Origin of the sequence: Ignavibacterium sp. (genome assembly GCA_032027145.1) — a bacterium.
In the GTDB taxonomy this organism is placed as follows: domain Bacteria; phylum Bacteroidota; class Ignavibacteria; order Ignavibacteriales; family Ignavibacteriaceae; genus IGN3.
In genome coordinates this window covers 477,682-500,404 of record JAVSMP010000001.1, presented here as the reverse complement: position 1 = coordinate 500,404, position 22,723 = coordinate 477,682, and the positions used below count along the sequence as shown (strand labels likewise).

The window sequence follows — 22,723 nt, the reverse complement described above, 5'->3', positions numbered from 1 at the left end:
TTAATAAACAATTTGAGTAATTAAATAAGAAGAATTTAATGAGTGAAAATTATTCCAAAGAAGTTTATTTAAGAGCCCGGCAGGATTCATGCAAATTTAACGATACTAAAGAAGCAGCAATAATTCTTGCCGCTGGTCACGGAAAAAGAATTAAATCTCAAACATCAAAAATGCAGCACAAAATTTGGGAAATTCCTACTGTTGAACGTGTTTACAATGCCTGCAAACTTGGCATCGATAACATTAATTCAGTTATTGTTGTTGGCATAAAAGCACTTGATGTTATGGAAGTTATTGGAAAACGCGAATCAAATAAATTTGCATTTCAGGAACAGCAAAATGGAACCGGACACGCAGTACAGGTTGCGCTTAAAGAAATTGAAAACGAGTTTAAAGACGGTATTGTTTATGTACTGCCTGGCGATATGGGTTTACTTGATGATGAATCGATGAAAAAATTTAGAAATGATTTTATCTCATCTAAAAAAGATATGATGGTGCTTACAGGAATTTATGCTGGTGATCCAATGCAGAATTCTTACGGAAGGATTATCAGAACAAAAGATATAAACGGCGATGGAAATGTTGTTCGTATTATGGAGTTTAAAGATATACTTGCTTTGCCTGATGATAAACCTTACGAGGTAACTTATCGCAGCAAAAAATATTCTTATACTAAAAAAGAATTGATTGAAACGAACGAATTCAACTCGGGTGTTTATGCCTTTGATTATAAAAAACTTGTTGAATTGATAAATAAAATTTCCAGCAACAATGCACAAAATGAAATTTACATTACAGATTTGATTGAACTATTCAATCAAAAAGGCTATACAGTTGGTGCTGTAAGTCCTAAAGAACAATATGTTGTAATGGGATTTAATGATAAATCTGTGCTAAAGGAAATGGATGAAATTGCACGAAGAAATGTTTATGAAAAATTGAAAAACATAATTCAGATTGATGATCCGGATGATTTTTTTATTCACGATTCTGTTGTAAATGATTTGTTAGAAATGGACAAAAAAGGAATTCCGCTTGATATTAAAATTGATAAAGGTGCTTATGTTGGTGATGGAGTAAAGCTTAATTATAATGTTGAAATTGGCAGAGCAGCTTATATTAAAGGCAATGTTGTTTTCGGTAAGAATATAAAGATATGGCGTATTGTTCACTTATCAACTTTCCCAAATCAGACTTTAACAATTGAAGACAATGTAAAAATACTCTGGGGCGATATTATTAAAGGAAACATTGTAATTGGAGAAAACTCAACAATTGAATCAAGTGTTAATATGACAGGCAGTGATGAATTTCCGTTACGTATAGGAAAAAATGTTTTAATAAAAGGATCAAGTTATTTGTTCGGTTCGATTGTAGAAGATGGTGTTTCTATCGAACACAGTGTTCTTATAAAGAAAAAAGTTAAAGCAGAAAAAGATAAAAACGGAAATATAAAACCGGTTAGATTTTACATCCCTGAAACAGAGGGCAAGGAATTGTTGAGTGATGTTTAGGTAAAGAATTAAGTTGTTAAACCTCTTTTTATTTGGTGAGTAGTAAGCTTTTAAATAAAAATTTAATTTGACTTTGTGTCTTTTTTGTCGTTTACGACCAAGTATTGAAACACTGAGTAACACAATAAATTTTAAGCAGTGCTTAATGAAAAAAATAAACTTGTTTTTACATTAAATCCCCAAGATCTCTACTTACCTAAATACGGCATAATAATTTCATCTTTATTTTCTCAGGCGGAGAAAATAATGGTGCTTTTTATTATTACTTTTATTTTATTTCAGTATGAAACTTATAAAGTGTTCATACAACCGCAGATTACACCCCCTGCATTGCTACGTTATTCCGCTGGTTTTACATAGCTTAAAACAAATGAATGTTTCTTTCCCTAAAAATTTTAGAATAAGGTTATTGAGATGAGTAAAATATTTGTCTGTTGTCTAATATTCGTTTTAAGTAGTACCTTTTTTGCTCAACAAAGCAAAGAAGAAAAACTACAGCAGCTTAAAAACCGTAAAGATGTTAAGGTAACAGAAGTTGAAAAAGATATACTTAAACTTGAATACCCAAATGGAAAGGTGCTTTATAAAAACATTCGTGATTACCAGTATCCAGAATCCGATATCCAGCAACAAGTTTACTCCCCAAACTACGATAGCACAATAATAGACCTTGCAACAATTGATACAACTCTTTATTACCAGAAGTATAAATTCTGGCAGGAAGTACCACTTGGTAATTTTAGAACCTTACTTGTTGGAGATGTCAATAATAATGGTAGACCCGAACTTTATGGTCAGATGAAAGCTTATACTGGACCATATTCCGATATTGTTGCATATGAAATGAATGCGCAAGGTGGTTTTAGTTTTGCTCATAAGTACGATAGCAATACAGTTATGGCAAGATCCATCATTGATATTGATAAAGATAGTAAAGAAGAATTACATTTGATAAAAAATGCAGTAGATACAACTTTGCAAGCATATGTAAACACTTTTTTATTTTATTCTAAAAATATTGATTCTTCTTTAGCAACAAATCTGGCATTTATATTTGATCCTATTGATTCATCGACTCAGCAAAACGATAACTACTTTGGAGATTGGGATGGTGATGCATTAACTGATCAGATATTCTATACCTTGAATCAGCATATAAATATTTATGAATATGATCCATATATTCCCAATTTCGATTCTGTCTTTCAATTCGATCATAGTATGATTGATCTGTACTATGGAGGCTTTTCCATTGGAGATTTCGATCAGGATGGAAAAACAGAATTTTTGGCTGGTAGTGTTCACGGTAAAGTTCTTTCAATAGAAAACTGTGGAGATAACTGTTATGCGCCCAACTGGCAGGGAATGGTTGAAACCTATAATGCATATTTATGTGCTGAAACAAATGACATAGATGGAAACAGCAAAAAAGAAATATGGATTGGCGGGGACGCATTTTACAGCGGACAAGGGATAACAAGAATAACAATTTTTGAAGCCAACGGAGATAATAGCTACGAAGTAGTTGGCAGGATTGACCTGCTAGGAATATTTTCTTTTGATGCAGGAAATATTCAGGTAATTGATGTTGATAAAGATGGACAGGAAGAAGTTCTTTTCGGGCTTGATATGACTGTATTGATTCTGAAGTTTAACGGCAGTCTAAATCATCATACTTATGAAGTATTTTATTACAAGCAGCATAGTTGGGAAACCAATTATATGGGTTACTACGGAGCTAATCTTTACAATTTAATTGATGATGAAAGAGAAGAGTTATTAATAAATATGTGGGATGATCCTCCCGGATTAGGCTCCATTAAATGGTTTAACTGGATTTATAAACCAGACTTCACTGTCCAAGTTGAAAGTGAAGAAGATATACTTCCAGGCAGTTACAATATTTTTCCGGCATACCCCAACCCATTTAATCCGAATACAAATATAAAGTTTGATGTATTTGAGGCATCACATACTACAATGAAAGTATTTAATGTTTTAGGGAAAGAAATAACCACACTATTAGATAAAGAAATGTCTCCCGGTAGTTATTCAATTAACTGGGAAGCAAAGGATAGTAATGGCAAATTGCTACCTGCAGGGGTGTATTTAATTCGGTTTAGAGCCAATAATTACACCAAAACAATAAAAACAATATTACTTAAATAGTTTTATAGAAAATAATAATATGAAAAAGTTATTCTTAATAATCGTTTTAATTTCAGGATGCATAACTGCACAGTCCTGGAATAATATTATAACTACGACTATTTATGAGCCGAATCTTGTTCAGCTTGATAATTTTACGAATAGAGATGGCATCCACGTCGTAGCTCAGAATTCAAATTCTTCAAGCTCAATTAAATATTACAGATTGAACAGCTCAGGAAGTGTTCAAACTACTACAACAATTGAAGCCTCCGGTGGCGCCGAATTCCCACACATAGCAGGTGATAACGACAATATGTTTATAAGTTATCGGCTTGGAAATAGTATTGTTACAAAAAATTTATAATTATTCAAATGGTACCTGGGCAGCTCAATATCCTATAAGTTTGAATAACCAAAATTGTAACAGTGTTGATAATGCTTATGATTCTCGAGGACTTCATATTGTTTACTCGGAATATGATGGATCGAGTAGTTATAAAACTCATTACTATTTATATGCATCCTTTTATCCATCAAATCATTATGTAGTAAATGAATCTGAGGATGGTTTAGGTTGGCCAACAATATCACTTTCATCAAATAAAGCTCATGTCGGATTTCATTCGAATGGTTACGTAAGAACAAGAGATAAAAATTTAACTAATAATAGTTGGGAAAGTACACAAGGTGTAACAATTGCTGACGGTAATGAAGGGGTACAAAGCGGCTGTGATAAACTTTTCGATTTTTACGATGTTTTAGTGCCAGGTATTTTTGTTAACCTTTACGTAAAAGAAAGAGGTATAAATAGCAGCACGTGGTCTTCTCCACAATTATTGAACTATTCAGTAGCAGCTTATCAATCAGGTACAAATTATTATCCCAGATTAACCTGGTCATTAAACAATGAGCCGGATGTAAGAGGTAATTCAACGGATGCCTATAAAATAGAAAGAAGAACAGGACCTTTAAATGGAACCTGATCAAGCTGGTCAGAACTTGCAAACTTATCAGGCACAACATCTTCATATATTGATTACTCAATAAACAATGCATCAGGCGGAGATAGAGAAGCAGAATACAGAATTACTGCTATTGATGAAGAAAATAATGCTTAACCGGTTCAATCTGTAACAATTGAGTATGGACAGAACATACTTGATAAAATGAAGATAAGCGGAGTGGTAAGTAATTACACACTAGATCAGAATTATCCTAACCCATTTAACCCAAGCACAAAAATTTCTTACTCTATTAAAGAAGAAGGATTGGTAACACTAAAAGTTTATGATGTTTTAGGAAAAGTAGTAACAACACTTGTAAATGAAAATAAAGCAGAAGGAAATTACGAAGTGGATTTTAATGCTTCAGAATTACCAAGTGGAATGTATATTTATAAATTGCAAGCTGGTAGTTTTACTGACGTGAAGAAAATGTTGCTAACAAAGTAAAATTAAAATTTCTTTTAAAACTAAAAAGCTCTTCAAATGAAGAGCTTTTTTTGTAAATCATAAAATCAAAAACTTATTTTTCAGAAGTAACTTTATTTAAGTGTTTTGTTAATCTGGATTTTTTTCTTGCCGCAGTGTTTTTGTGTAATCTGCCTTTTGAAGTTCCTTTATCCAAAACAGAAATAGCTTCTTTGTATAATTTTTCTAATTCTTCTTTTTTATCGGTTGCTAATGTTTTCTTTACAACAGTTTTAATCTTAGAGTCTGTCATTTTGTTCACTGCTTTTTTTCTTTCAGATGAACGTATTCTCTTCTTTGCCGATTTATGATGAGCCATTTACAAGAACCTTATAATTAGTTTAAAAATGCGGGTCAAATATAGTTAATGGCTCGTTTGATGTCAAACTTAGCTTTAGTAACTTTGCCCACAAATAATTGGAAAATAGTTTAAAAACGCACTTTTTATGCTTAAGGTTAATGAAATTTTTTATTCGGTTCAGGGAGAAAGCACTTATGCAGGTTTACCCTGTGTTTTTGTTAGGCTAACATATTGTAATTTAAGATGCACTTATTGCGATACAGAATATGCTTTTTATGATGGTAAAGATCTTTCTGTTCAGGAAATTATTTCTGAGGTAAAAAAATACGATTGTAAGCTTGTTGAAATTACCGGCGGCGAACCTTTATTTCAGATGAATGAATGTTTGAATTTGATGAAACAGCTTTGTGATAATGGATTTGAAGTTTTAATAGAAACAAGCGGAAGTTTATCCATAAAAGATATCGATCCACGAGTAAAAGTAATTATGGATTTAAAATGTCCATCAAGCGGAATGGAAAAGAAAAACCTTTATGAAAATATTAATTTCTTAAAACCTGTTGATGAATTAAAGTTTGTAATAGGGAACAGGGAGGATTACAACTGGTCAATTGAGATATTAAATAAATATAATCTTGAAAATAAATGTAAGATTTTATTTTCAGTTGTTTTCGGCAAACTTGAACCTGTTCAATTAGTAAACTGGATTTTAGAGGATAAATTAAACGTAAGATTTCAACTTCAGATGCATAAATTTATATGGCATCCGCAAACAAAAGGAGTATAATGAAAATAGCAAAAGAATTCAGATGGGAAATGGGACACAGACTTCCTGAGCATTTTGGATTATGTAAAAATATTCACGGACATTCGTATAAAATGATTGTTGAGTTTGAAGGTGAATTAGATAAAAACCAAATGGTGATTGATTTTTATGATGTTGAAAAAACTATTAATCCGGTAATTGAAAAACTTGACCATTCATTTATGGTTAATATTAATGATACTCCGGTAATAGAATTTTTGGATAAAATTAATTCTAAAAAAGTTGTTGTAAACTTTTTAGCAACTGTTGAGAACATCTGCACTTATCTTTTATCTGAAATTAAAAAAACATCATTACCTCCTAATATTTCGTCTGTTAAAATCCGGGTTTACGAAACCCAGTTTGATTATGCAGAAGAAACACTGAGACTTAATTGATAGAGAAAAAATTCCATTCAAAAAACAGGTTTAGCAATAAGCCAGCTAATAAATCAAAGCGATCAAGGTTTTCTCAGGATAAGTCTAAAGCATTTAGTCAGAATTTTTCCAGATATAAACTTTATATCGAATATGAAGGCACACGATATTCCGGCTGGCAAAAACAGGAAAACGCAAAAACTATTCAGGGTACGATTATTAAGGCAGCTAAGGAAGTCTTTGGTGATGACTTTATCGATTTACAAGGTTCCGGAAGGACTGACAGCGGAGTTCATGCAATTTGTCAGGTTGCGCATCTGGATGCAAAAACAATTTTAGCTCCTGAAATAATACGAATTAAATTAAATGATCTTTTACCTCACGATATAAATATTTTAGAAGTTGAAAAGGCAAGTAAAGAATTCCATGCAAGACACGATGCTAAATCCCGCAGTTATCTTTATCAGATTTCGAGAAGAAGAACAGCTTTTGGTAAAAACTTTGTCTGGTGGATTAAAGATGAACTTGATTTTAAGAAAATGGAATCTGCAGCAAAGTTGTTTCTTGGTATGAATAATTTTGCATCTTTTTCTGATGATGAGCCTGAGGAAAAATCCACAAAAGTTTTAATAGATGATATTCAGCTAAAAGAAGATGGTGATTTAATTTTAATAAGAATTACTGGCTCGCACTTTATCTGGAAAATGGTAAGAAGAATTGCCGGAGTATTAGCTGAAGTTGGAAGAGGAAGAAAATCCGAAAAAGATATTTTGTTCTATCTAAATAATAGAACAAACGAACCTGTTAAATTTACTGCTCCGCCTTCCGGATTATTTTTAGAAATGGTTACTTATTCAAACGAGCCAATCGAGAAAGAATTAGCTGCATTTATAAAACTATCTTAGCCGATCTGCTTTTTAGCGGAAGACAAGAATTATTTTTCACACTAAGCCGCAAAGACACAAAGTTATCCGACAAGTTTTTTAAGCTTCTGAATTTCATCACGAAGGTTGGCTGCTTTTTCAAATTCAAGGTCTTTTGCTGCCTTGTGCATTTCATCGGTAAGCTGTTCTATTAAATCTTCTTTTTGTTCTTTGTTCATATACTTTAAGACAGGTTCTGCAACTTTAGAAAATCCGTAACTTTCCTTTACTTCTTTCTTTCTAATATCTGCAATTGAAGTTGAACTGAGAATATCATCAAGAGATTTATAAATCGTTGCCGGAACAATGCCGTTTTTCTCGTTGTATTCCTGCTGCAATTTTCTTCTTCGCTTTGTTTCATTTATTGTCTTTGCCATTGAGTCAGTAATTTTATCTGCATACATAATCACTTTGCCGTTTGCATTACGAGCGGTTCTTCCGGCTGTTTGCATCAGTGATCTTTCACTTCGTAAAAATCCTTCTTTATCAGCATCAATAATTGCAACAAGAGAAACTTCAGGCAGATCTAAACCTTCTCTTAATAAATTAACTCCGACCAGTACGTCAAATTCACCTAATCTTAAATCACGCAAAATCTCAACACGTTCCAATGAATCAATATCGCTGTGTATGTAGCGAACCTGAATTCCGATTTTATCAAGATAATCCGAAAGATCTTCAGCCATTTTTTTTGTAAGAGTAGTAACGAGTGTTCTAGCCTTAACTTCAACCCGCTTTCTTATCTCGGCGATAAGATCATCGATCTGTCCTTTTATTGGTCTTACCTCGATTTCGGGATCAAGCAAACCGGTCGGACGGATAATTTGTTCGACAACCACCCCACCGCTTTTTTCAAGTTCATAATCAGCCGGAGTGGCACTGACAAAAATTACCTGATTAAGCATTTCAGAAAACTCAACAAATGTCATCGGGCGGTTATCAAGTGCAGAAGGTAATCTGAAACCATAATCAACTAAAGTTTGTTTGCGATTTCTATCGCCGTTATACATTGCACGGATTTGGGGAATGGTTACGTGTGATTCATCTATAATTAATAGATAATCATCCGGAAAATAGTCGAACAAATTAGATGGGCGCGAACCCGGGGCGCGTAAATCCATATGGCGCGAATAATTTTCGATACCCGAACAATAGCCGATTTCTTTCATCATTTCGATATCGAACTTAGTGCGCTGTTCAAGACGTTGTGCTTCAAGATATTTTTCTTCTTTGCGAAGAACATTCAATCTTTCAGCAAGCTCTCTTTCAATGTTATAAATTGCTTTTTGCATTTTGTTTCTATCGGTAACAAAATACTTTGCAGGATAAACCGGAACAGAATCAACATCACGAATTATTTTTCCGGTTACAATATCTATTATTGAAATTTTCTCAACATCACTATCCCAAAACTCAATACGAACTGCCTCTTCATCCTGATAAGCCGGTATTATTTCAACCACATCGCCGCGTGCACGGAAAGTTCCGCGGTTAAATTCAGTATCATTTCTAACATAATAAATATCTATCAGTTCTCGGAGTAATTTCTTCTTATCAATCTTTTCTCCCCTTTTGATAAATATAATCTGTTTTGCATATTCATCAGGTGCACCTATTCCGTATATACAACTGACGCTTGCAACAACAATCACATCTCTTCTGCCTTCAATCAGTGATGTTGTAGCTTTCAATCTCAGCCGGTCAATTTCCTCATTAACAGAAAAATCCTTTTCTATATAAATATCACGCGAAACAACATAAGCTTCTGGTTGATAGTAATCATAATAACTTATAAAAAATTCAACAGCGTTATTTGGAAAGAAAGCTTTAAACTCTGAGTATAACTGAGCAGCCAGGGTTTTATTATGCGAGATTATTAATGTTGGCTTTTTTGTTTGAGCAATTACATTTGAAATTGTAAAAGTTTTTCCGCTTCCGGTAACACCGAGTAAAGTCTGGAACTTGTCTCCTCGTTCCATACCTTCTACAAGCTGTTTGATAGCTTCAGGCTGATCACCGGATGGCTGGTAATTGGATACTAGCTCAAAACTTTTCATTGTTAATTTAAACTGACCTCATGAGCATGAAATGAGTTAGAGCTTAAATGCCCTTTGAGGATTATTATATCAGCACTTTCAAAACCCTCAGGTAAATCAACCTCTCCATTTACCATCATTATTTTTCCGTTTTTATCCGAAGCATAAAAAACAAAACCATCACCTTTTTTGCTGATTCCGCGATCAACAACTAATTGAACCCGTATTTCTTTAACGGCGGTATTATTTGGATCAAAATCGTCAAATGAGCCAAGTCCGCTTTTGGCAAAGTAAAATCTATAGATAATAAAAAAGACAAGTATAATTAATAATGGTAAAATTAATTTTTGTAGTTTCTTCATCTCACTTCTTTTTGTTGTTATAAAATGTTGAGCAAAGTTAATGAAATTAAATTTTAGTATTCAATTCAAAATAAAATGCTACCCTCATAATTTTGTGCATTTAGTAGTAGGAGATTTTAGAGTTAAGAAAAGACTGCGTTAAGTTTTCAGTACACGAATCAGTATTAATTATTTTTTTTTGCTCTTAACTTAAAGTAAACCTCTTCAGGTGAAAAGATCCCAGCAAAAAATCTTTCATACATAACCGGCTCGATGTTAACAAAAAAATCCATCCACTTAAGGATAGAAAAATGAGATGTGATGAATTTTTTATCCAAAACCTCAAACTGTGCGCCTGTTTCATAGTTAGTACGATGCTGCAGTTTCCACTTTTCATAAAATTTCAATTTTCGATTTCCAATATATTCGTAATTATCAAAAGTACGAATTGAAAATGGAATCTTATGATCTGGGTCGCCAAAATATTTTGTGTTCAAAAAAAACGGGGCATAAACAATCATAATCCCGTTTGGTTTCAGTATCCTGTAAAGCTCAGTTATAGTTCTGTTAAAATTTTCAATATGTTCAAGAACATGCGAAGCATAAATTTCATCAAAATGATTATCCGGAAAAGGGTAAGGAAACTTATTTATATCGTGAATCTGGTTGCCGCCGTAATCAACAATATCAAGATTAACATATCCTTGTTTTAAGTCCTTACCACAGCCTAAGTTCAGTTTCATCATAATTAGATTTCCTTTAGGCAATTTAATGAAATGACATGAAATTATTTTATTTAAAATAAAAAAAGCGGCACGAGTGCCGCCTAATTATAAAAAGAAAATTATCGGCTTATGATTTCGATTAAAGCACTTGCTACTGTTTTATCACTATCGTCAAGTAAGAAAACCCTGTAGAATCCCGGTTCTTCAAACTTCATGTCGCTCTCAGAATTTTTAGAAAAGTATATGTACTTCATATCTGGTTCAACAGAGTAACTAAAACTTTTATAGTATTCAAATTTTCCGGTTCTTGGATTATACTTATCAAATTGTATTGAAACATCTTCTAAGTCAAGTGCATAATCACACTTAACCATTACGGTTAAATAGCCGGTAGTAAATCTATCACTTACACCAACCTCACCATTTTTACCATATTTTTCACAGAAATAAAGTACAGGTTCATTCTGTGCAAAAAGATTTTGATTTAAGCCTAATGTTAGACCAAACAGAACAAAGAAAAGAAAAAAAGATTTTTTCATATATGACTCCTTTTTATTGTGAAGTATTATTATACAAAAATTTATGCCAGTTAATTGTGTTAAAATTTTCATTGTTTTAACAATCAATTTGTAAAATATTCTTAAACAAAAATATTTTGAGAAGAAATTTACATTCTGTCTAAAAATGAAAAATCAATATATGTTTATCAATCAGGCAAATGCAGTATTTTAGCAATTGTAAATAAAAAATTTAATGCTATTAGAAAAGGTACAGGTATTTTAGTGAGAAAGAATGATCTTAAAGACAATTCAGAACGAAGTATAACACATTTTTGTTTTGATATGGATGGAACTCTGATTGATTCAAGCAAAACAATTTTTAACTCAACTATACTAACCTTAGCAAAACTCGGGATAAAGAATGAACTGGATGAAAAAGAGTTTTCATTGAAGATAGGACAGCATTTTAAGGATATCTTTGACTCATTTAATATTATAGTATCTGATCTTGAAGAATTCATAGACTCGTATAAAATAATTTATTTTCAGCAGCTGCAACACTCAGCTCTTTATCCGGAAGTAAAAGAAGTTTTAAAACAGCTAAAACACAAAAACAAGTTGGTTTCACTTTTAACTACTAAAGCACAGGATCAGACTGAGATAATCCTTGATCATTTTAATATTACCGGATATTTTGATTTTGTAATGGGTAGAAGAGACGGCATTCCTTACAAACCATCACCCGAGCCTTTGGTAATTATTTGCAAGCATCTAAATACGGAGATTAGTAAAACTATAATAATTGGAGATACTGAACTCGATATCAGATGTGGAAAAAGCGCCGGTAGTTTTACCTGCGGAGTTGAATACGGTTATAGGTCCAAAGAGTTATTGGAATATGAACAGCCAGATTTTATTATCAGTTCGATTAAAGATGTACTCGATTTATAATTGTTCTGCTAGTCAATTTTACTTTCATTATTAACCTTAAATCAATCTTATCTTTTATTGTATAAACGGACATTAAGCTCCTGTTTCGTTTCTTGAAAAAGAGAAACCTATTGTTGAACTTGGTATTACTAAACAAATGTGAAATAATATTAAGACACAAATGCACAATTCTAATTGGATAATATAATTTATTGTATGGAACATTTTTTGAAACCAAGGTAGGATATTAGTATTTGAATCAGGACTCTGCACTATAATCAACAGTCCTTTTATGTTTAAAAATTTAAAATTTATTAGTTATGATTTTTGATTCCGGGCGCCCTCATATAGCAATCGTAGGCAGAAGAAATGTTGGAAAATCATTATTGATAAATTCACTGCTTAAACAAAACGTATCTAAAGTATCTGATGTCGCCGGAACCACAATTGACCCGCTTAAAACAAAGTTTGAACTTTTACCTTACGGACCTGTTATGATTGTTGATACTGCCGGTATTGATGATGAGGGTGAACTTGGCAGACAGAGAATAACAGAAACAATAAAAATACTTTCTGCTTCAGATTTTGCATTAGTTGTTCTTGATGCCCGCGAAACATTACACAGTAAGGAACTTGAATTGTTCAGTTATCTTGACAGGATTCAGATAAATTACATTGTAGTAGTAAACAAAATTGAATTTGGTGTAAATCCGGTTTTACTTAATGAATTAAAGGAACTTAGGCTGACTCATTTTGAAGTATCCTGTAAAGAAAAAGCCGGACTTGATGAACTGAAAAGAAGAATGATAAGAATGCTGCCGCTGGATAGCGAGAAGCCGCTTATAAACGATATTATTTCTGCGCGTGATGTTGTAGTGCTTACGGTTCCGGATGATAATTCTTTACCGAAGAATAAACTTGCTTTTTCACAAGTTCATATTATCAGAGAAGCTCTAGACGATCATGCAGTGGTTGTTATCTGCAGAGAAAAAGAACTGCTTAAGACAATTAACAACCTTAAATCTTATCCTGATCTTGTAATTGCAGATAGTGCCTTTTTTAAAAAGATCATTCAGGATATACCGGATAAGATCAGATTTACAACATTTTCGATTATTCTGTCCAGACACAAAGGCGATCTTCCTCTGTTTATAAGAGGATTGAAAAAAATAAATGACCTTGAAAACGGCGATAGGATACTAATTGCCGAAGCTTGTACCCATCATATTACAGATGATGCTCAGGATTCGATAAAAATTCCTAAATGGTTAAAAGCTTATACTAAAAAGGAATTAAAGATCGATATTGTGCAAAGTTATAATTTACCAGATAACTTATCAGAGTATAAACTTATAGTTCATTGCGGCGGTTGCCTGTTAACTCATCGTTCAATGCAGACAAGAATTAATCAGGCAAGATTGATGGATGTTTATGTTGTTAATTATGGAGTGATTAATTCTTTTATAGATGGCGCCATTCCTCGTGGACTTTTACCTTTTCCTGAAGCTGCTGCTGAGTGGGAAAAGTTTTAAAGTGAGTGTTTATTATTGCAGAATTATACCTTTATCCTAAATTTATTTTAATCAAAACCAACTTTCTATTATCCCCATAATACAGTGTTGTAATCAAAGTCTAATCCTGTTCCATTTTTCAATAAATATCTTCTCAAAAGCAAGAAAAGATAATTGCTAATTGTTATTAGTTGATTTGAAATTTTTACTTAAAAACATCTTTTAACCTAAAAAATCTGGCATTTACTATGCACAATTACAATGACTAAACGAAACACTTAAGGAAAAAAAATGCATAATAAAATATTTGAATCTTATCAACCGAATGACAGAAGTTCCTTAATACCTCTTCTTCAGGACGTTCAAAACATTTATGGTTATTTACCAGAAAATGCTTTAAGAGATATTTCTGATTTTGTAAAAGTTCCGCTAAGCCGTGTTTACGGTGTAGCAACTTTTTATAATCAGTTCAGATTAACTCCGCTTGGCAAAAACATTATTCGTGTTTGCCGCGGAACGGCGTGTCACGTTAAAAATTCTGCCAATATACTTTTTGCTTTGGAAACCGAGCTTGGTATAACTGCAGGACAAACAACCCGCGACAAAAATTTTACTCTTGAAGTTGTTAACTGTATCGGAGCTTGTTCGATAGCACCGGTTATACTAATTAACGATGATTATCACGGCAGGATTACCGTTAAAGATATTCCGAAAATTTTAAAAAAATACCAGACAGTAAATAAAACTGAGACTGCTGAGGCATCAAAATGAAAGATTTTAATCAACTCTGCTGCGAAAAGTGCTGGCATACAACCGATAAACCATGCGAACATTTTATTCAGTGCTGTACTGAAGGTCCGCTTTGCCATCACGATGAAAAATGTAAACAAGAAATCAGCTCACTTCGTAAAAGACTAAAATACGAAGAGCACGATCATCCAATTATAATGATTGGAATGGGAACCTGCGGACTTGCTTCAGGTGCTGCAAAGGTAAAAGAAGCAATTGAAGCTGAATTAAAAAAACTTAATATTGAAGCTACAATTGAAGGTACGGGCTGTATTGGCTACTGTGCTGTTGAACCAATCGTTGATATTAAACTACCAGGTAAAGACAGAGTTTCTTATCAGGAAATTACTGTTAAAGATGTTCCCAGATTTATTAAAACCACTCTTGTAGATAATCAGGTTTACAAAGAAAAACTTCTTGGCAGTCACGGAAAATCAAATGGTATAATCAGTTTAAAACAAGTTCCATTCTTTGAATATCAGCATAAAGTTGTTCTTGCAAACTGCGGTGTTATCAATCCTGATTCAATTGATGCTTATCTGGCAAATGGTGGATTTAAAGCTTTTGATAAAGCCTTAAGATTGATGAAACAGGAAGAAGTTATTAAAGAAGTGCTTGATTCAGGATTAAGAGGAAGAGGCGGCGGCGGATTTCCTACAGGAAAGAAATGGGAACTTGCGCTTAAACAAAAATCGGATCAAAAATATTTGGTTTGTAATGCTGATGAAGGTGATCCGGGTGCATTTATGGATAGATCACTTCTTGAGAGCGATCCTTACAGAGTCCTTGAAGGAATGGCAATTGCTGCTTATACAATTGGTGCAAGTGTAGCATATATTTATTGCAGGGCAGAATATCCCCTTGCAATTGAGAGACTTAAAAACTCAATTGCCAAATGTGAAGAGTACGGAATATTGGGTGATAATATTCTTAACACCGGCTATTCACTCCACATAAAAATTAAAAAAGGTGCAGGGGCTTTTGTCTGCGGTGAAGAAACTGCACTCATTGGTTCAATTGAAGGTAAACGCGGAATGCCAAAACCTCGTCCGCCATATCCAAGTAATGCAGGGTTGTTTGGCAAACCGACAGTAATTAATAATGTTGAAACTTATGCAAATGTTCCGCCAATAATTATGATGGGCGCACAGAAGTTTGCATCAATCGGCACGGCAAAATCTAAAGGAACAAAAGTTTTTGCTTTAAGTGGTAATGTCAAAAACACCGGTTTGGTCGAAGTTCCGATGGGTACAACATTAAGAGATATAGTTTTCAAAATCGGCGGCGGTATCCCTGATAAAAAAGAATTTAAGGCAGTTCAAATCGGCGGTCCATCAGGCGGATGCCTGCCCTATAATGTAATTGATACACCTGTAGAATATGAATCGCTTAAAGAAGTTGGTGCAATGATGGGATCAGGCGGATTTGTTGTAATGGATGAAGAAACCTGTATGGTTGATGTTGCAAAATACTTTTTAACATTTATACAGGAAGAAAGCTGCGGTAAATGTGTTCCTTGTCGTGAGGGCACTAAACGGATGCTTGAAATTATTGAACGAATACCAAAAAGATATGGAACTGATGGAAACAAACTTGATCAACTCCAGAGATTTAAAGGAATGATTCACTTGCAAAGATTAGCTGATGTTATTAAAGATACATCACTTTGCGGATTAGGACAATCAGCGCCAAATCCTGTTTTAAGTGGATTGAGATATTTCCGTCATGAATACGAAGAACATTTATATGATAGAAAATGTTCATCCGGTGTTTGTAAGGAACTGTTAACTTTTACAATTGATAATGAGCTTTGCACCGGTTGTGGAATATGTATTAGAAAATGCTCGGTAGAGGCAATAGTTGGTGAAAAAGGTCAGGCACATTACATCTTAGATGAAAAATGTATTAAGTGCGGAATGTGTTATGAAACCTGTCGCTTCAAAGCGATAAATATTAACTAAAGGTAAAATCTTTGAGCAGACTGAATTTATCGAAGTCTGACTACTATAGTCACCTCTCGGCTACGCTAAGGGTGACACAAACATTAAATTGAAATTTCGGAGTTATAAATGGTTCAATTAACAATAAATGGAATAAAAGTAAACGCAGAAGAAGGAATGACAATTCTTGATGCTGCTAAATCAGTTGGTATCTCAATACCAACACTATGTCATCTAAAAAATCTGGATCCAACAGGCGCCTGCAGAATTTGCGTTGTAGAAATCGAGGGATTCAGAGGACTAACACCATCATGCGCTTATCCTGTTACAGAGGGGATGGTGGTTACTACAGACTCGCCAAGAGTTCGTAAAGCAAGAAAAACAATTGTTGAGCTTTTAATAGAAAATCATCCGCAGGATTGTTTGATTTGCGTGCGTAATAAAAATTGTGAGCTTCAGGACTTATCTGAGCAGTATGGAATACGTGAGCATCGTTATGTTGGCGAAACAAAATGCCATGCAATAGATATTTCAAGTGCATCAATGGAACGTGACCCTGCAAAGTGTATTCTTTGTGGAAGATGCGTACGTGTTTGTCACGAAGTGCAGAAAATCGGAGCGATAGATTTTACAAAACGAGGATTTACTTCAATCGTTACTACTCCATATAATAAAGGATTAAATGTAAGCGATTGTATCCTTTGCGGACAGTGTATAATTGTTTGTCCAACTGCTGCACTTAGAGAAAAGAGTTCTATTAAGGAAGTTGCAAACGCACTTTATGACAGAAAAAAATATTGTATTGCGCAGGTTGCACCGGCAGTTCGTGCTTCACTTGGTGAAGAATATAATATGCCTCTCGGAACTGATGTTACAGGTTTATTAGTAACCGGATTGAGAAGACTTGGATTCAAAAAAGTATTTGACACAAACTTTGCTGCTGATCTTACAATTATGGAAGAAGCAACAGAGTTAATCAGCCGAATACAAAATGGCGGAAGCTTACCGATGTTTACAAGCTGCTGCCCCGGATGGATTAAATATGTTGAGATGAACAGACCCGAAGTGCTAGAGCATATTTCAACTTGTAAATCTCCACACGAAATGGAAGGCGCTGTTCTCAAATCTTATTATGCAAGAAAAATGGGAATTGATCCCGCAGATATTTATGTAGTGTCTATTATGCCTTGTACTGTAAAGAAATATGAATCTAATCGTGCAGAGCTTTCTGCCGAAGCAATGCCAGATGTTGATTCAGTATTAACAACAAGAGAGCTTGTAAGATTCTTTAAAACTGCGGGAATAGATTTTAACGATCTTCCAGAAAGTGAGTTTGATAATCCGCTTGGTGAATCTACCGGAGCTGCGGCAATATTTGGTACAAGCGGCGGTGTTATGGAAGCTGCTTTGCGTACAGCATATTTTAAAATTACAGGAACCGAACTCGAACATCTGGAGTTTGAAGAAATACGCGGTATGGCTGGAGTTAAAGAGGCAACTGTAAAAATTGGTGATCTCAATGTTAGTATCGCAGTTGTAAATGGAATCGGAAATGTTGGACCTATTCTGGATGAGGTGCAAAACGGAACTTCTAAACATCACTTTATAGAAGTTATGGCTTGTCCCGGCGGATGTATAAACGGAGGCGGGCAGCCTATCCATCAGAAACCGGAAAAAGTCATTAAGCGTGTTAAGGCACTTTATAAGATTGATGAAAATGCAAAGACCAGAAGATCTCATGAAAATGAATCTGTATTGACTTTATATAAAGAATTTTTCGGTGAGCCAAATTCTCACAAAGCTCACGAGATACTTCACACAGAGTATTTTGATAAGAAAAAGATTTTAAAGAACTGAGAATTATTATATTCCCGACCTTTAGGTCGGGGTAGTGTTTGGAAAAGGATACTGACTTTAGCCAGACAAATTACAATTGGGCTAAAGCCCACTTGTTTATTAATTTATCCCACGACCCGAAGGTCGTGGCAATAGAAAAATGAATCACGCAATAGTTAGCACAATAAGCGATAGATGTAAAAGATGTTACTCTTGTATTAGAGAATGTCCCGCTGCAGCTATACGTGTTATTGATGGACAAGCAAAAGTTATTGAAGAAAGATGTATTGTCTGCGGGCATTGTGTAAAAGTCTGTTCTCAGGATGCAAAACAAATTCTATCCGAAATTGATGTTGCTTACGATCTGATTGCAGCTAACAATACCATTGCTATTGTTGCGCCGTCTTTTGCGGCATCATTCCCGGATAACTATGGAAAGGTTCCCGCAGCATTAAAAAAACTTGGGTTTAAAAAAGTAATTGAAACTGCTTTTGGTGCTGATCTGATCGCAAATGATTATATGGAGGTAATAAACAGCGATTCAGATAAAACAGTGATTAGCTCTGCCTGTCCTGCAGTTGTTAGTTATATTCAAAAATATTTTGTTGATCTTGTTCCTTATCTTGCAAAAGTAGTTTCGCCTATGATTGCAATCGGCAGATACCTTAAAGTAACCGAGGATGCAAATTGTAAAATTGTTTTTATCGGACCTTGTATAGCCAAAAAGCACGAGGCAAGAGATGAAGCTGTTGCAGGGGTAATTGATGCTGTACTTACATTTTCAGAATTGAAGGAAATGTTTGTAAACAGTAACATTAACTTAGACGAATATGAGGAAAGCGAATTTGATCCGCCGTATGCAATGATGGGTAAGGCTTATCCTCTTGCAGGAGGTTTATTAAAAACTACCGATGTAAATGATGACATTCTTGAAAAAGATATTATTGTGGTTGAAGGAAAGAAAAAAGTTCTTGAAATAATTGATGAGATTGCTAACAATCATATCAATGCCAAGTTTACAGATATTTTATTTTGCGAGGGATGTATAAGCGGACCGGCAATTGATACTGACTTAAATTATTATGCAAGGCGCGAAAAAGTTATTAATTACATTGATGAGAAAATTAACAATGTTGATAAACACGTTTGGAAAAGTAATCTTTACAATGCAAGAAAACTAAATCTAAAAAGAAGTTTTGGTCTGGATAATCAGAGAAGACCCTATCCTTCTGAAGAAAAGATTAAAGAAATATTAGCACAGACAAAAAAATATTCTGTTAAAGACGAATTAAACTGTGGTGCCTGCGGTTATACCACCTGTCGTGAATATGCAGTTGCAATTGCTAAAGACCTTGCTGAAAAAGAAATGTGTTTGCCTTATCTTCTTAATGAGTTAAAAACTGCCTACGATAATCTGAGCAATACAGAAGAACAGCTTCGTGTTGCTGAAAAACTTGCATCAATTGGACAGCTTGCTGCAGGGGTTGCTCACGAAATCAATAATCCGCTCGGAACAATATTACTTTATGCATCAATGTTGAAAAGAGATCTGGAAAAGATTTTTAATGATGATCAGAAAACTGAAGACCTTGAATTAATTGTTGAAGAAGCTAACAGATGTAAAAATATAGTTGCCAATCTTCTTAACTTTGCAAGACAAGGAAAACTTAATCTAAAAGAATTTGATCTGGCTGAAACATTAAAAGAATTGTTAAAACCATTTGCAATGAACACCGCTTATCGCGGAATTAACTTTAGACTTGATGTTGAAGAAAATAATTACAGAATTACAGGCGATGAAGATCAGCTTAAGCAGGTTTTTATTAATCTTATTAAAAACGCCTGTGATGCAATGACAGATATTGACAGCAAAAAGGAATTGATTATAACACTTGCTTTAAACCGGGATAGTGTTAAAATCGAATTTTCTGATACTGGGCCTGGCATACCAAAAGAAAATCATGGTAAAGTATTTATTCCATTTTTTACTACAAAAAGTATGGGCAAAGGCACCGGGCTTGGGCTGGCAATATCATACGGTATTATTAAAATGCACAAAGGAAATATTACATTTAAAAGTGAAATAGGAAAAGGCACTGCTTTTACAGTTGTACTGCCGACTAATCAAGTATATCAGATAACAAATGCAAATAAAGGAATTGAAGCTTTATGAACAATAAGAAAAAAATATTATTAGTAGATGACGATCTGGATCTTCTTGAACAAAACAAACTACTAATTGAATCAAAAGGTTATGAAGTAATTACTGCAAACAGCGGCAGGGAGGGCTTTGAGACCTTTAAAAAAACCAAACCCGATGCCTGCGTAATTGATTTAATTATGGAAGAACACGACTCGGGTTTTATTCTATGTTATAGAATAAAAAATGATGAGCACGGAAAGAATATTCCTGTCTTCATATTAACTTCGGCAACCTATGATACCGGATTTAAATTTGGAGCATCAACATCTGAAGAGAGAGAATGGATAAAGGCTGACGCACTGATTCATAAACCGGTAATAATTGAAGAGTTCGTTCAGAAGTTAGAAGCATTCTATGAAATGAAGAAATAATACTAGCTGGTCATTGCGAACAAGTCTTCGAATGAAGCAATCTATAATCTTGCAGACTGCTTCGTCATTCTTTCAGTCTTCTTCGCAATGACACAAAAAAAACATGAGTACAAGTAAACCAAAAGTTCTGATTGTTGATGACGAAAAAGGTCTTCGTATAGGTGCACAAAGATTGCTTGAAATGGAGGGTTATGAAGTTACTACTGCTGAAAATGGAACGGAAGGAATTAAGTTTGGAACGGAAACCGAATTTGATCTTGCAGTTATTGATCTGAAAATGCCGGATATAGATGGACTTGAAGTCCTTCAGACAATCAGAAAGAAATATCCAAATACAGTTTGTTTTATAGCAACTGCTTATGCAAGCTATGAAACTGCAGTAGAAGCAACCAGACTTGGAGCACACAGCTATATTCCAAAGCCTTTTTCGCCTGAAGAGCTTATATCAAATCTTAAGGAAGGATATCAGAAAAGATTAGTAAATCTTGAAGCAGAGAAATGGCAAAGGGAACGCGAAGAGCGTTTGCTTGAAGTTGCTTTTGAAAAAACCAGACTGAATACAATTATTAATTCAATTACAGACGGTGTTCTTGTAATTAATAAAGAAGGGCTTGCTGTTCTCTACAATCCCGCAGCGTTAAGATTTTTAGAACTATCTTCAATTGCAGTTGAAGAATATATTCTTGATAAACTTCGTCCGGAATTACTTGAGCTTTTTAATAAACTGGTCAGTGAAGTCTCGATCGAGCATAAATCTTATACCATTCAGATTGAGCTAAAACCTAACAGGGAGTTTTTTGTTGAAGTTACTGCTTCGGTTGTCAGACACTCTACTGATAATGTAGCCGGAGTTGTAATTGTATTTAAAGATATAACCGAACTTAAGAAAATTGAATTTGTAAAATCACAGTTTGTTTCGATGGTTTCGCACGAACTTAAAGCACCAATTGCTGCTGTGTATGGATTCTTAAAATTGTTTAATGATGATTCCATACAACTTAGTCCGGAACAAAGAAAAGACTATGAAATCCGATCTATGATAAGATTAGATGGTTTGCTTAAAATGGTAAACGATCTTTTGGATATTTCAAGAATGGAATTAAAGACTGTCCACCGCGAAATTAAAAAAGTCTGCTTGCACGAAATCATTTCTTCAATACTCGAACTATTTCAAATTGATATAAGCAAAAAAGGTCTGCAGGTTGTTTTCGAAAAAGATAACACTGCACATTGCATCAATGCCGACAGCGATGAGATATCACGTTTGTTTACAAACCTTATCAGCAATGCAATTAAATATAACCGCGAGCAGGGTATAATAACTATCAATCTTTACCAATCCGATAATTACATTGTAACTGAAATTAAAGACAGTGGCATCGGATTGAAACCTGAAGACAGGCAAAAACTTTTCAGTGAATTCTTTAGAGCTAAAAACGAAAAAACAAAAAATATTAGCGGAACAGGATTAGGGCTTTCTATCGTCAAACGAATTGTTGATTCATACTCAGGCAGAATAGAAGTTGATTCAGAGTTTGGTGAGGGATCAACTTTTAAAATCTTTTTACCATTGATAATTTAGCTTACATTGGCTATAAAGTTTTTGTAAAAATATATACTACTCTTTCAACACTTACCCATTTATAAAAACTTTTTTATCGGCATACTTTGCTTTAGTTTGAAAATTGTTTTTTAGGTTGTCACGGTACGACCATGACAGCTGATTGAAAGATGGTAAAAGCTATTATTAAAACAACTATCACTACAAATTATTTAAGTATAAAACTTTTATCATCTGGAAAAATATTTTAACATTTAAGTGTTGCAAAATTACTCTTCTGAATTGATATTTATTCAAATTTTATTTCGTAGGCAATAGTTCCCCTCTCAAAGAGCGAATATAAAGCCATCACCGAATTAGTTTATATATTTATTAAAGTAAGTAACAAATTTTACTTACATTAAAAATCTAATAACATATTCTTTGAGTGAATAATC

Annotated in this window: 21 protein-coding genes; 16 read left to right on the top strand and 5 right to left on the bottom strand. The window is 33.9% G+C overall.

Annotation, left to right across the window (positions count from 1 at the left end; translation table 11 throughout):
* Positions 1-38 precede the first annotated feature (38 nt).
* The 5 genes from ROY99_01945 to ROY99_01925 all read left to right on the top strand — a co-directional run bounded on the left by ROY99_01945 (position 39) and on the right by ROY99_01925 (position 5,119).
* Positions 39-1,517 (top strand): sugar phosphate nucleotidyltransferase, encoded by a 1,479-nt coding sequence (locus ROY99_01945; GenBank protein MDT3695122.1) that lies wholly within the window; start codon positions 39-41, stop codon positions 1,515-1,517.
* A 414-nt stretch (positions 1,518-1,931) separates the two neighbouring features.
* The gene (locus ROY99_01940) at positions 1,932-3,686 is read left to right on the top strand and encodes a T9SS type A sorting domain-containing protein (GenBank protein ID MDT3695121.1); all 1,755 of its coding nucleotides are present in this window, start codon (positions 1,932-1,934) and stop codon (positions 3,684-3,686) included.
* 19 nt (positions 3,687-3,705) lie between these two features.
* A complete protein-coding gene (locus tag ROY99_01935; GenBank protein MDT3695120.1) occupies positions 3,706-4,032 on the top strand; it encodes a hypothetical protein in 327 nt (108 codons plus the stop codon).
* A complete protein-coding gene (locus ROY99_01930) occupies positions 4,013-4,651 on the top strand; it encodes a hypothetical protein (GenBank protein MDT3695119.1) in 639 nt (212 codons plus the stop codon). The genes ROY99_01935 and ROY99_01930 overlap by 20 nt, the downstream gene beginning before the upstream one ends.
* A gap of 183 nt (positions 4,652-4,834) precedes the next feature.
* Positions 4,835-5,119 carry a T9SS type A sorting domain-containing protein gene (locus ROY99_01925; protein MDT3695118.1) on the top strand — a complete coding sequence of 95 codons (285 nt, stop codon included), beginning with the start codon at positions 4,835-4,837 and terminating at the stop codon, positions 5,117-5,119.
* A 73-nt stretch (positions 5,120-5,192) separates the two neighbouring features.
* On the opposite strand, the gene rpsT is transcribed toward ROY99_01925, so the two are convergent.
* A complete protein-coding gene (gene rpsT, locus ROY99_01920) occupies positions 5,193-5,456 on the bottom strand; it encodes a 30S ribosomal protein S20 (protein ID MDT3695117.1) in 264 nt (87 codons plus the stop codon).
* A 127-nt stretch (positions 5,457-5,583) separates the two neighbouring features.
* On the opposite strand from rpsT, the gene queE reads away from it, so the two are divergent.
* Genes queE through truA form a run of 3 tightly spaced genes read left to right on the top strand, consistent with a single transcriptional unit; the run spans position 5,584 to position 7,525 of the window.
* Positions 5,584-6,225: a 7-carboxy-7-deazaguanine synthase QueE gene (gene queE / locus ROY99_01915; GenBank protein ID MDT3695116.1), complete on the top strand. Its 642-nt coding sequence runs from the start codon at positions 5,584-5,586 to the stop codon at positions 6,223-6,225.
* Positions 6,225-6,641, top strand: coding sequence for a 6-carboxytetrahydropterin synthase (locus ROY99_01910; GenBank protein ID MDT3695115.1), 417 nt, complete (start codon positions 6,225-6,227; stop codon positions 6,639-6,641). The genes queE and ROY99_01910 overlap by 1 nt, the downstream gene beginning before the upstream one ends.
* Entirely contained in the window at positions 6,638-7,525 is an 888-nt protein-coding gene (truA, locus tag ROY99_01905) for a tRNA pseudouridine(38-40) synthase TruA (GenBank protein MDT3695114.1), read from the top strand. The genes ROY99_01910 and truA overlap by 4 nt, the downstream gene beginning before the upstream one ends.
* A gap of 62 nt (positions 7,526-7,587) precedes the next feature.
* On the opposite strand, the gene uvrB is transcribed toward truA, so the two are convergent.
* The 4 genes from uvrB to ROY99_01885 all read right to left on the bottom strand — a co-directional run bounded on the left by uvrB (position 7,588) and on the right by ROY99_01885 (position 11,184).
* Positions 7,588-9,600: an excinuclease ABC subunit UvrB gene (gene uvrB / locus ROY99_01900; protein ID MDT3695113.1), complete on the bottom strand. Its 2,013-nt coding sequence runs from the start codon at positions 9,598-9,600 to the stop codon at positions 7,588-7,590.
* Between the two features lie 2 nt (positions 9,601-9,602).
* Positions 9,603-9,941 (bottom strand): hypothetical protein, encoded by a 339-nt coding sequence (locus ROY99_01895; protein MDT3695112.1) that lies wholly within the window; start codon positions 9,939-9,941, stop codon positions 9,603-9,605.
* Between the two features lie 164 nt (positions 9,942-10,105).
* A complete protein-coding gene (locus ROY99_01890) occupies positions 10,106-10,666 on the bottom strand; it encodes a methyltransferase domain-containing protein (protein MDT3695111.1) in 561 nt (186 codons plus the stop codon).
* Between the two features lie 98 nt (positions 10,667-10,764).
* Positions 10,765-11,184: a hypothetical protein gene (locus tag ROY99_01885; GenBank protein ID MDT3695110.1), complete on the bottom strand. Its 420-nt coding sequence runs from the start codon at positions 11,182-11,184 to the stop codon at positions 10,765-10,767.
* Positions 11,185-11,427: 243 nt separating this feature from the next.
* Between ROY99_01885 and ROY99_01880 the strand changes: the two genes are divergently transcribed.
* The 8 genes from ROY99_01880 (at position 11,428) to ROY99_01845 (ending at position 22,307) form a co-directional block, all read left to right on the top strand.
* Positions 11,428-12,096 (top strand): HAD family hydrolase, encoded by a 669-nt coding sequence (locus ROY99_01880; GenBank protein MDT3695109.1) that lies wholly within the window; start codon positions 11,428-11,430, stop codon positions 12,094-12,096.
* A 299-nt stretch (positions 12,097-12,395) separates the two neighbouring features.
* Positions 12,396-13,607: a [FeFe] hydrogenase H-cluster maturation GTPase HydF gene (gene hydF / locus ROY99_01875; GenBank protein MDT3695108.1), complete on the top strand. Its 1,212-nt coding sequence runs from the start codon at positions 12,396-12,398 to the stop codon at positions 13,605-13,607.
* 270 nt (positions 13,608-13,877) lie between these two features.
* Positions 13,878-14,357, top strand: coding sequence for an NADH-quinone oxidoreductase subunit NuoE (nuoE, locus tag ROY99_01870; protein ID MDT3695107.1), 480 nt, complete (start codon positions 13,878-13,880; stop codon positions 14,355-14,357).
* Positions 14,354-16,336 carry an NADH-quinone oxidoreductase subunit NuoF gene (locus tag ROY99_01865; protein ID MDT3695106.1) on the top strand — a complete coding sequence of 661 codons (1,983 nt, stop codon included), beginning with the start codon at positions 14,354-14,356 and terminating at the stop codon, positions 16,334-16,336. The genes nuoE and ROY99_01865 overlap by 4 nt, the downstream gene beginning before the upstream one ends.
* Positions 16,337-16,444: 108 nt before the next feature.
* Positions 16,445-18,172 (top strand): NADH-dependent [FeFe] hydrogenase, group A6, encoded by a 1,728-nt coding sequence (locus tag ROY99_01860; protein ID MDT3695105.1) that lies wholly within the window; start codon positions 16,445-16,447, stop codon positions 18,170-18,172.
* 139 nt (positions 18,173-18,311) lie between these two features.
* Positions 18,312-20,324 (top strand): [Fe-Fe] hydrogenase large subunit C-terminal domain-containing protein, encoded by a 2,013-nt coding sequence (locus ROY99_01855; protein MDT3695104.1) that lies wholly within the window; start codon positions 18,312-18,314, stop codon positions 20,322-20,324.
* A complete protein-coding gene (locus tag ROY99_01850) occupies positions 20,321-20,725 on the top strand; it encodes a response regulator (protein MDT3695103.1) in 405 nt (134 codons plus the stop codon). Before ROY99_01855 ends, ROY99_01850 begins: the two co-directional genes overlap by 4 nt.
* 103 nt (positions 20,726-20,828) lie before the next feature.
* The gene (locus tag ROY99_01845) at positions 20,829-22,307 is read left to right on the top strand and encodes a response regulator (protein MDT3695102.1); all 1,479 of its coding nucleotides are present in this window, start codon (positions 20,829-20,831) and stop codon (positions 22,305-22,307) included.
* Positions 22,308-22,723 lie beyond the last annotated feature (416 nt).